The sequence below is a fragment of the Archangium sp. genome (assembly GCF_057119385.1).
This window is the reverse complement of the sequence record NZ_DBNGVP010000223.1, coordinates 1-7,920: the sequence shown is the minus strand read 5'-3', so window position 1 is coordinate 7,920 and position 7,920 is coordinate 1. Positions and strand designations below refer to the sequence as shown.

7 protein-coding genes are annotated in these 7,920 nt (G+C 70.9%); 1 reads left to right on the top strand and 6 read right to left on the bottom strand.

What is annotated here, in order from left to right:
* Nucleotides 1–134 precede the first annotated feature (134 nt).
* The 4 genes from hflX to radC all read right to left on the bottom strand — a co-directional run bounded on the left by hflX (nt 135) and on the right by radC (nt 4,920).
* On the bottom strand, nt 135–1,559 hold the full coding sequence (hflX, locus tag AC16DP_RS50650) for a GTPase HflX (RefSeq protein ID WP_329734009.1): 1,425 nt from the start codon (nt 1,557–1,559) through the stop codon (nt 135–137).
* Nucleotides 1,560–1,769: 210 nt separating this feature from the next.
* Nucleotides 1,770–3,839 (bottom strand): RecQ family ATP-dependent DNA helicase, encoded by a 2,070-nt coding sequence (locus tag AC16DP_RS50645; RefSeq protein WP_329734008.1) that lies wholly within the window; start codon nt 3,837–3,839, stop codon nt 1,770–1,772.
* 2 nt (nt 3,840–3,841) lie between these two features.
* Nucleotides 3,842–4,150 (bottom strand): DUF3006 domain-containing protein, encoded by a 309-nt coding sequence (locus tag AC16DP_RS50640; RefSeq protein WP_329734007.1) that lies wholly within the window; start codon nt 4,148–4,150, stop codon nt 3,842–3,844.
* On the bottom strand, nt 4,147–4,920 hold the full coding sequence (gene radC, locus AC16DP_RS50635) for a RadC family protein (protein ID WP_329734006.1): 774 nt from the start codon (nt 4,918–4,920) through the stop codon (nt 4,147–4,149). Before radC ends, AC16DP_RS50640 begins: the two co-directional genes overlap by 4 nt.
* Nucleotides 4,921–5,190: 270 nt before the next feature.
* Between radC and AC16DP_RS50630 the strand changes: the two genes are divergently transcribed.
* The gene (locus AC16DP_RS50630; RefSeq protein WP_329734005.1) at nt 5,191–5,625 is read left to right on the top strand and encodes a DUF6960 family protein; all 435 of its coding nucleotides are present in this window, start codon (nt 5,191–5,193) and stop codon (nt 5,623–5,625) included.
* On the opposite strand, the gene AC16DP_RS50625 is transcribed toward AC16DP_RS50630, so the two are convergent.
* The gene (locus AC16DP_RS50625; RefSeq protein WP_329734004.1) at nt 5,571–6,362 is read right to left on the bottom strand and encodes a response regulator; all 792 of its coding nucleotides are present in this window, start codon (nt 6,360–6,362) and stop codon (nt 5,571–5,573) included. The genes AC16DP_RS50630 and AC16DP_RS50625 overlap by 55 nt on opposite strands.
* On the bottom strand, nt 6,359–7,920 hold a 1,562-nt coding region (locus AC16DP_RS50620), incomplete at its 5' end, for a response regulator (protein WP_483957121.1). The genes AC16DP_RS50625 and AC16DP_RS50620, both read right to left, overlap by 4 nt.

Below are 7,920 nucleotides of genomic sequence, written 5' to 3'. Positions count from 1 at the left end.
TGGTGCGGCCGGCCTTGGACTTCGTCCTGCACTGGAGCCGCTGGCGACGCCGCCATCAGGCCATCGCCAAACGCTGCCATTACCGACGCAGAGACCCTCGCGCCAAAGTCCCACTGTAGTACTAGTTCATCCGCTCACGTCTCGAAGGCTCGGGTGAGTCGGGCCATCGCCGCGGGGAGCGCCCGGAGCTTCAGCCGCCGGCCCGTTTCGTCGTAGGCCTCGGAGAGCACCCGCGCATGCTCGTACACCTCTCCGATGCGCGCCTGCCGGGCGTAGGGAATCACCAGCTCCGCTTCGATCATCGAGCCCTCGAAGAACTCGATGATCGTCTGGCGCAGTGACGCCACGTCCTCCGGTGCGTGCGCCGAGAGGAGGAGGGCCTCGGGATGCCGCTGGAGCAGGGCCTCCCGGGCCTCGGGCGTGAGCCGGTCCGCCTTGTTGAACAACAGCCGGCTCGGCACGCTCTGCGCTCCAATCTCCCGGAGCACCGAGCGGGTCACCTCGAGCTGGGACTCCCAGGTGGGGTCGGAGCCATCCACCACGTAGAGCAGCAGCGATGCCTCCAGCGCCTCGTCCAGCGTGGAGCGGAACGAGGCCACCAGGTCGTGCGGCAGCTTCTGGATGAAGCCCACCGTGTCGGAAATCAGCACCCGTGGACGGGTCTCCGGTTGCAGCGCCCGCACCGTGGTGTCGAGCGTGGCGAAGAGCTGATCCGCCACCAGCACCTCGCTGCCCGTCAGGGCCCGCATGAGCGAGGACTTGCCCGCGTTGGTGTAGCCGACCAGCGCCACCCGCAGCTGGTCCCTCCGGGCGTAGCGCCGGTGGTCCTGGTCGTGCTGGATGGCCGCGAGCCCCTCGCGCAGCTCGGCGAGCCGGTCGCGAATCTTGCGGCGATCCAGCTCCACCGCCGAGTCACCCGAGCCCCGGCCCTGCTGGCGCTCGCGGCTCCCCGTCGACTCGCGCAGGCGCGGGGCCAGGTAGTTGAGCCGGGCGATCTCCACCTGCATCTTCGCCTCCCGGCTCCGCGCGTGGCGGTGGAAGATGTCCACGATGACGCCCGTGCGGTCGTACACCTGCGCGCCCGTGGCCCTCTCCAGGTTGCTCAACTGGCTGGGTGAGAGCTCGTGGTCGACCACCACCACCGTGGGCTTCTCCGCGAGGGGTTCCTCGCTGGCCTCGGCGGACAGCTCCTCCTCGGGGACCTCGTCCTCCTCCGCCACGTCCTCGCCCGTTCCGGCCTCGGCTTCCTGCTCCCCGGCTTCCTCGGCTTCGGCCTCCCAGCGCTCGCGTGCCTTCGACTTGCGCCCATGTGCCCCCGAGACCACGGTGCCGCGGCCCCCGGTGAGCCGGGCCAGTTCCGCGAGCTTTCCGCTCCCGAGCACCGTTCCCGTCGCGAGCTTGTCGCGGCGCTGGCTCACGGTCGCGACAACCTCGTAGCCGAGTGTGTGCACCAACCGCCCGAGCTCGGCGAGGTCGGCGGCGTGTTCGGTGTCCGAGACGCCGGGAAGTTGTACGCCCACCAGCACGGCGAGCGGACGCGGAGAAGAGGAGTTCGACATGACTCCTCTCGTACCACGTTGGGCCCGCTATCTGGAGTCGCGCTGGAAACGCCGGGTGACACCCAGCAACAGCAGGGTCTGGTCGAAGCGCGGTGTGGACAGGGGGTTCAACCTGGGAGCCGTGGCACCCTCACCCCGTCCCTCTCCCGGAGGGCGAGGGGAAATGGGTCGCGGTGGGCAGCACATGTCCGCAGGGGCTCTTCCGTGCTCTCAGTGCCGGGCGCTCCTCGACTTGCGCACCTTGGGCGGGACGGGAGCCACCGGAATGGGCTCGTGCCCGGCGGCGCGCGCCATGAGGCAGATCTCCACCACCTTGGGTCCGAAGCGCTCCCAGCGGCTCTCGCCCGTGCCCTTCACCGTGAGGAACGACTCCCGGTCGATGGGCAGCGCCGCGGCGAGTCCCCGCAGCGTCTCGTCATTGAAGATGATGAAGGGCGGCACCTCGAGATCCCTCGCCAGCTCCTTGCGCCAGCGGCGCAGCTCGGTGGCGGCCAGCTCGCTGTAGCCGTCGGGGCGGCCGGGGGCCAGCGTCGGCGTGGCCCGGGGCGCGGTCGCGTGACGGTCGAGCCCCTCCAGGCGCTTGAGCCGGCTGCCCGCGCACGTGTCGCAGTTGCCGCAGGTGGCCTCCACGTCCTTCTGCCCGAAATACTGGAGGATGAAGGCCCGCCGGCACCGCTTCGTGTAGGCGTAGTCCGTCATCTGCTTGAGGTGCAGCAGCGAGCGCCGCTCCTGCTCACGCACCTTGCTCAGGTCCACGCCCAGCTCGCGGAAGGGCACCGTGGACAGCGCGCGGATGGTGCGTCCGGAGAAGGGCCGGCGTACCTGCAGCGCTCCCGCCCGCTCCAGCAGCTTGAGCGCGTGTTGAATCTCGTCGCCCGACAGTCCCGTGCGCCGCGCGAGGATGGGCAACTCCGTGGTCGCCGAGCGCCCCACGGGGAACGTCTCCAGCAACGAGGCCAGCAGGCGCCTCGCATCCGGAGCATGCGGCTGCGCGCCGGGCGCCTTCTCCGTCAGGGTGATGCCGTACTCGCCCTCGCCCCGGCTGCCCCGTTCAATCTTGCCCTCGCGCTCCAGGATGCGCAGCGCGGAGGAGATCTCGAACTCGCTCGCGCCCGCCTGGGCCGCCAGCACGTGCTGGCCCTTGTCGTACTCGGGCACCGAGCGCAGCACGTTCCACAGGTCCGAGAGCACCGCCTCCGAGGGGTGGTTGCTCTCGATGAGCCGCTCCTGCGTGTACACGTCCGCGTGGTTGAAGAGCAGCGCGGCGAAGGCCGGCCCCCGGTCACGTCCCGCGCGGCCGATCTCCTGGTAGTACGCCTCCACCGCCTTGGGGATGTTGGCGTGGGCCACGAAGCGGATGTCCGGCTTGTCGATGCCCATGCCGAAGGCGTTGGTGGCCACCGCCACCGCCTCCTTGGCGGACATGAAGTCGTCCTGGGCGCGGCGCCGGGCGTCGTCGTCCATGCCCGCGTGGTAGAGGATGGCGTTCACCCCCCGCTCCAGCAGCGCCGAGTGCGTGTTCTCCGCCGACTTGCGCGTGGAGCAGTAGATGATGCCGCTGCCGCCCCCCACCGACGCGAGCCCCGCGCAGGCCCGGCGCTTGTCCTCGTCCCCGCTCACCTGGAACACCTCCAGGAAGAGGTTGGGCCGGTCGAAGCCCTCGGCGAACACCTGCGGGTCCTTCATCAGCAGGGAGCGGACGATGTCGTCGCGCACCTCGGGCGTCGCGGTGGCGGTGAGGGCCACGGTGCGCGGCGGACGCAGGCGCTTGCGCACCTGGCCCAGCTGCGCGTAGTCCGGCCGGAAGTCGTGGCCCCACTGGGAGATACAGTGGGCCTCGTCCACGGCGAGCAACTCCACCCCCACCTGGCTCAGCGCGTCCAGGAAGCTGGGGCTGCGGAAGCGCTCGGGCGCCACGTAGACGAGCTTGAACTCGCCGGCCCGCATGCGGCGGATGCGGTCCGCCCGCTCCAGGTCCGACAGGGACGAGTTGATGAACGTGGCGGAGATGCCGCGGCCCGTGAGCTGCTCCACCTGATCCTTCATCAGCGCGATGAGCGGGGAGATGACGAGCGTCACCCCGGGCAGCAGCACGGCGGGGAGCTGGTAGCACAGGCTCTTCCCCGCGCCCGTGGGCATGACCACCACGGTGTTGCGCCCGCTCAGCACGGAGCTGATGACCTGGGCCTGCCCCGGCCTGAACTCGCTCAGGCCGAAATGACGGACCAGTCCCTCCTGGGCTTGCTCGTAATGGGGGAGGGCCTCCGGCATCCGCCGCATATTCACCGTTCCTTATCGGCCGTCAACGACCCAGAAGCTCCTGAGGACAGATCCAGCCCGTCAGGTACCGGGACGGCCAGGCGGGCCCGCCATTCGGCCACCTCCCGGGCCAGCCGGGCGCCTGCCTCGGCGTCCAGGCGGCCGTCCCGCACCACGTCTCCTTCCCGTGCCCCCGGGGGAAGGGTGGAGCGCGGCACCGTGCGCGCCTTGCCGCCGCCCACGGGCACCACCTGCGCCACCTCGTCCTCCATCACCTCCACCCGCACCGCCCCACCACCGCACGCCACAACACCCAGTGCCCCCAGCATCATCCACGCTCTCCCGCCATGCTCCATGGTCCTCGGGTCTCCCCGCCCAGCAGCGGCAACTCGCCCCGCTCCAACAGCGACGCGTACGTCCCATCTCCAATCACCACATGGTCCAGCACCTTGATGCCCAGCACCCGGCCCGCCTCGATGAGCTGGGCCGTGAGGCCCAGGTCCTGTCCCGAGGGCTCCGGGTCCCCCGAGGGGTGGTTGTGCGCCAGTACGATGGCCGAGGCCCGCGAGGTGATGGCCGCGGCGAACACCTCGCGTGGATCCACCATGCAGGAGTTGATGGTGCCCTCGGCCACGCGTGCGTCATGTAGCAGCACGTTGCGCGCGTTGAAGCACAACACGTGGAACACCTCGCGCCGCAGCGCGCTCAGGTTGGGCGCCAGGTACGCGGAGATCTCCTTCGGGGTGCGCAGGCGCGGCCGCCGCTCGGTGACTCGCTGGGCCCGGCGTCCCAGCTCCAGCGCCGCCAGCACCTGCGCCGTACGCCCCGGCCCCATTCCCGGCCGCGCGCACAGCTCCCGCGGATCCTGCTGCACCAGTTGCTTGAGTCCGCCTCGGGTGGCGAGCAGGGCCTCCGCCAGCGCCCGCGTGCGCGCTCCCGAGCCCAGCAACACGGAGAGAAGCTCCGGATCGGTGAGGGCCGCCGCCCCCAACCGGAAGAGGCGCTCCCGGGGGCTGTCCGCCTCCGGAAGCTTCTCCCTCACCGATCCCTCGCCCGCCGACTCCTCCCACCCCACCGTCACCACCGCCGCCGTCCTGTCCATCCCGCCCTCCGTCCGCGTCACGGACTTCTCACCGCACCGCCACCCACGCCGCCCGCCCACCGTCCCGCCCTTCATCCGTGCCGGGCGGTAGAGCAACGCGCGTGCCGACGGCGCTTCCCTCGGAAGGAACCGGACACAACCGTCTCGATGTGTGTGGAGCGGCCTACAGTCGGGACGGGGAGGATTGGCGGGGCCTTCCGCATCGTGTCACGTCAGGACACCGCGAGCCGTCCGTGTGCGGGGACGCTGATCGCGTGAGGAGGCCGTCCGATGTTCACCCATGCCGTGCCGATGAACGAACGCGTGTGGGGGCTCTACCCCTGGCACGGGCAATCCGAGGCCGAGCGCCAGCTCGTCCATCCCGAGGACCTCGAGCGGCTCAAGGTGCTGTGGCCCTACTGCAAGGTGCTGGAGCGGCTCGGGGAGGCCGCGGAGCAGGGCTTCATCCTCCTGCGCTACGCCGAGAGCGTCTTCCGCGTCCGGCCGGAGCTCTTCCAGCCCGTCTCCGCGCCGGCCTTCGACTTCGGCGGCGAGGTGCGGCTGCGCAAGGACGCCGGGCGCACCGGCGTCATCGTCGCCATCTACTGGCACTACAAGCAGGCCCGGCCCTTCTTCCTCCTGCGGCTCGGAATGAAGCGCTCCCTCAAGCACTACTTCGCCGAGGAGCTCCTGCCCGGCTTCGTGCTCCCGGCCCGGTCCGCCTGAGCCGGCCCGGTTTCTTTCCCGATCACCGTGGCCAGTGCCTGCCGTGCCGCCTCCAGGGCCCCCCAGTCCGGTGCCGCCTTTCCGTCCCGGACCGGCTTGAGCAGCACCTCCAGGAGCCGCGCCGCGCCGCTCACCGCGTGGAAGCCGTAGGAGCCCGCCGTCCCATGCAGCTTGTGGGCGAGCTCGAAGGCCGCATCCATCCCCTCCTTGCTTCCGGCCCGCGCCCGCTCCATCGCCCCCGTCAAATCCCTCAGCTTGTCCCCCAGGCGCGCCCCGTACTCGGCGCTCAGCGTCCGGAAGGTGGCGTCCAGGTCCTCCGCGGAGTCCTGGCCCTCGGCCAGTGCCGCGGGCGGCGGGGGAGGGGGCCTCGCCGCCAGCATCTGCTCCACCCAGAGGAGCAGCTCCTGGGGCGTGTAGGGCTTGTGCAGCACGCGCGACACCTCGAGCTGCCGCGTGAGGTGATCGTGGCTCTGGAGCTCCTTCCAGAAGGCCGAGGCGAAGAGGATGGGCAGCGTGGGGTGCTGCTGGCGCACCTCCTGGAGGAAGTCCGTCCCCTTCACCTCCGGCAGCAGGCCGTCCACCACGGCGGCATCCACCCGGATGCAGGCCAGCACCGTGCGCGCCTCCTTCACGGTGCGGGCCGGCTCCACCTCGTAACCCCGCTCGCGCAGGTACGCGGAGACGAGCGACTGCAGATCCTGATCATCCTCGAGGAAGAGGATGGTTCCCCGGCTCATGGGGCCTCCTGGTGCGGCGTCTGGCCGCTGTCCTTGTGGGCCAGAAGCCCGTTGAGCAGCTCCCGCACGGAGACGAGCAGCTCGTCCTCGGACGTGCGCGCCTTGGTGAGGTGGCGGGTGAGGCCGAGCGTGAGCTGGTGCTGGTCCCCGGACGACAGCTCGCGCCCGGTGAAGACGATGAGCGGTGTGCCGCGGCCCTTGCCCTGGCGGAGGATGTCCACCACCTCGAAGCCATCCAGCCGGGGCAGGCCCACGTCCAGGACGATGAGATCCGGCGGCGTGGTGCGGGCCAGCGCCACCGCGCTCTCACCGTCCTCGGCCTCGTAGCAGGCCACCCCCAGGCGCTCCAACTGGGCGCGCAGCACCTGGCGCGTGCTCACGTCGTCGTCCACGATGAGCACCCGCGCCTGGCCCGGCCGGCGGATGGCGTGGCGCAGCGACAGCAGGAAGCGCTTCTCGTCGAAGGGCTTCTCCATCCAGTCCACCAGCAGCGGCTGGACGACGCCCTCCTGCTGCGCCGAGCGCCCCGACAGCATCAACACCGGCAGCTCGCGGGTGCGGGGCTCCTCGCGCAGCTTGCGGACGAGCTCCAGCCCGCTGCCCTCCGGGCCCTGCGCGTCCAGCACGAGCATGTCCGGGGCGCCCACCTCGATGAGCTTCTCCGCCTCCTCCGCCGAGGGGCTGCGCAGCACGCGGTAGCCCTCGTGGGTGAGCAGGCCGCGCAGCAGGCCGGACAGCTCCGAGTCCGTCGTCACCACGAGGATGGTGTAGCGCGACTCGTCCATCACCACGGAGCTACTGCCCGAGCCCATGCGCAGCGCCGTCAGCGAGAAGGTGAAGGTGGCGCCATGGCCTGGCTCGCTGTGCACCTCGATGCGGCCGCCGTGCTGCTCGACGATGGCCTGGGAGATGGCCAGGCCCAGGCCGGTGCCTCCCTTGGTGCGCGTGTCCGAGCTGTCCAACTGCTGGAACTTGCCGAAGAGCCGGCCGCGCTGATCCAACGGGATGCCCGGGCCCTGGTCCACCACGGAGAAGCGCACCTGGCCGCGCGCGTCCCGGGCCGCCCGCACCACCACCTGACTGTCCGGAGGGGAGAACTTGATGGCGTTGGAGACGAGGTTGGTGAGCACCTGGATGAGCCGGTCCCGGTCCGCCCGCACCGGGCCCGCCCCTTCCGCCTCGGCGTGCAGGCGCACCCGCGCCGCGTCCGCCATGCCCCGCACCCCGCTGAAGGTGGCCTCGAGGAGCTCGGCCGTCTCCACCGACTGGAGCTTCAGCTCCATCTTGCCGGACTCGATCTTCTCGAGGTCGAGGATGTCGTTGATGAGGCGGATGAGGCGCTCGGTGTTGGTGCGGGCGATGCGCACCATGTCCTGGGCCTGGGCGGGCAGCTCGCCGAGGATGCCGCCCTCGAGCAGGCCGAGCGAGCCACGGATGGAGGTGAGGGGCGTGCGCAGCTCGTGGCTGACGGTGGAGACGAACTCGTTCTTCAGCCGCTCCACCTCGCGGCGCTCGGTGATGTCGCGCACGTAGGAGGTGAAGCGCGCGGGGCCGTCGG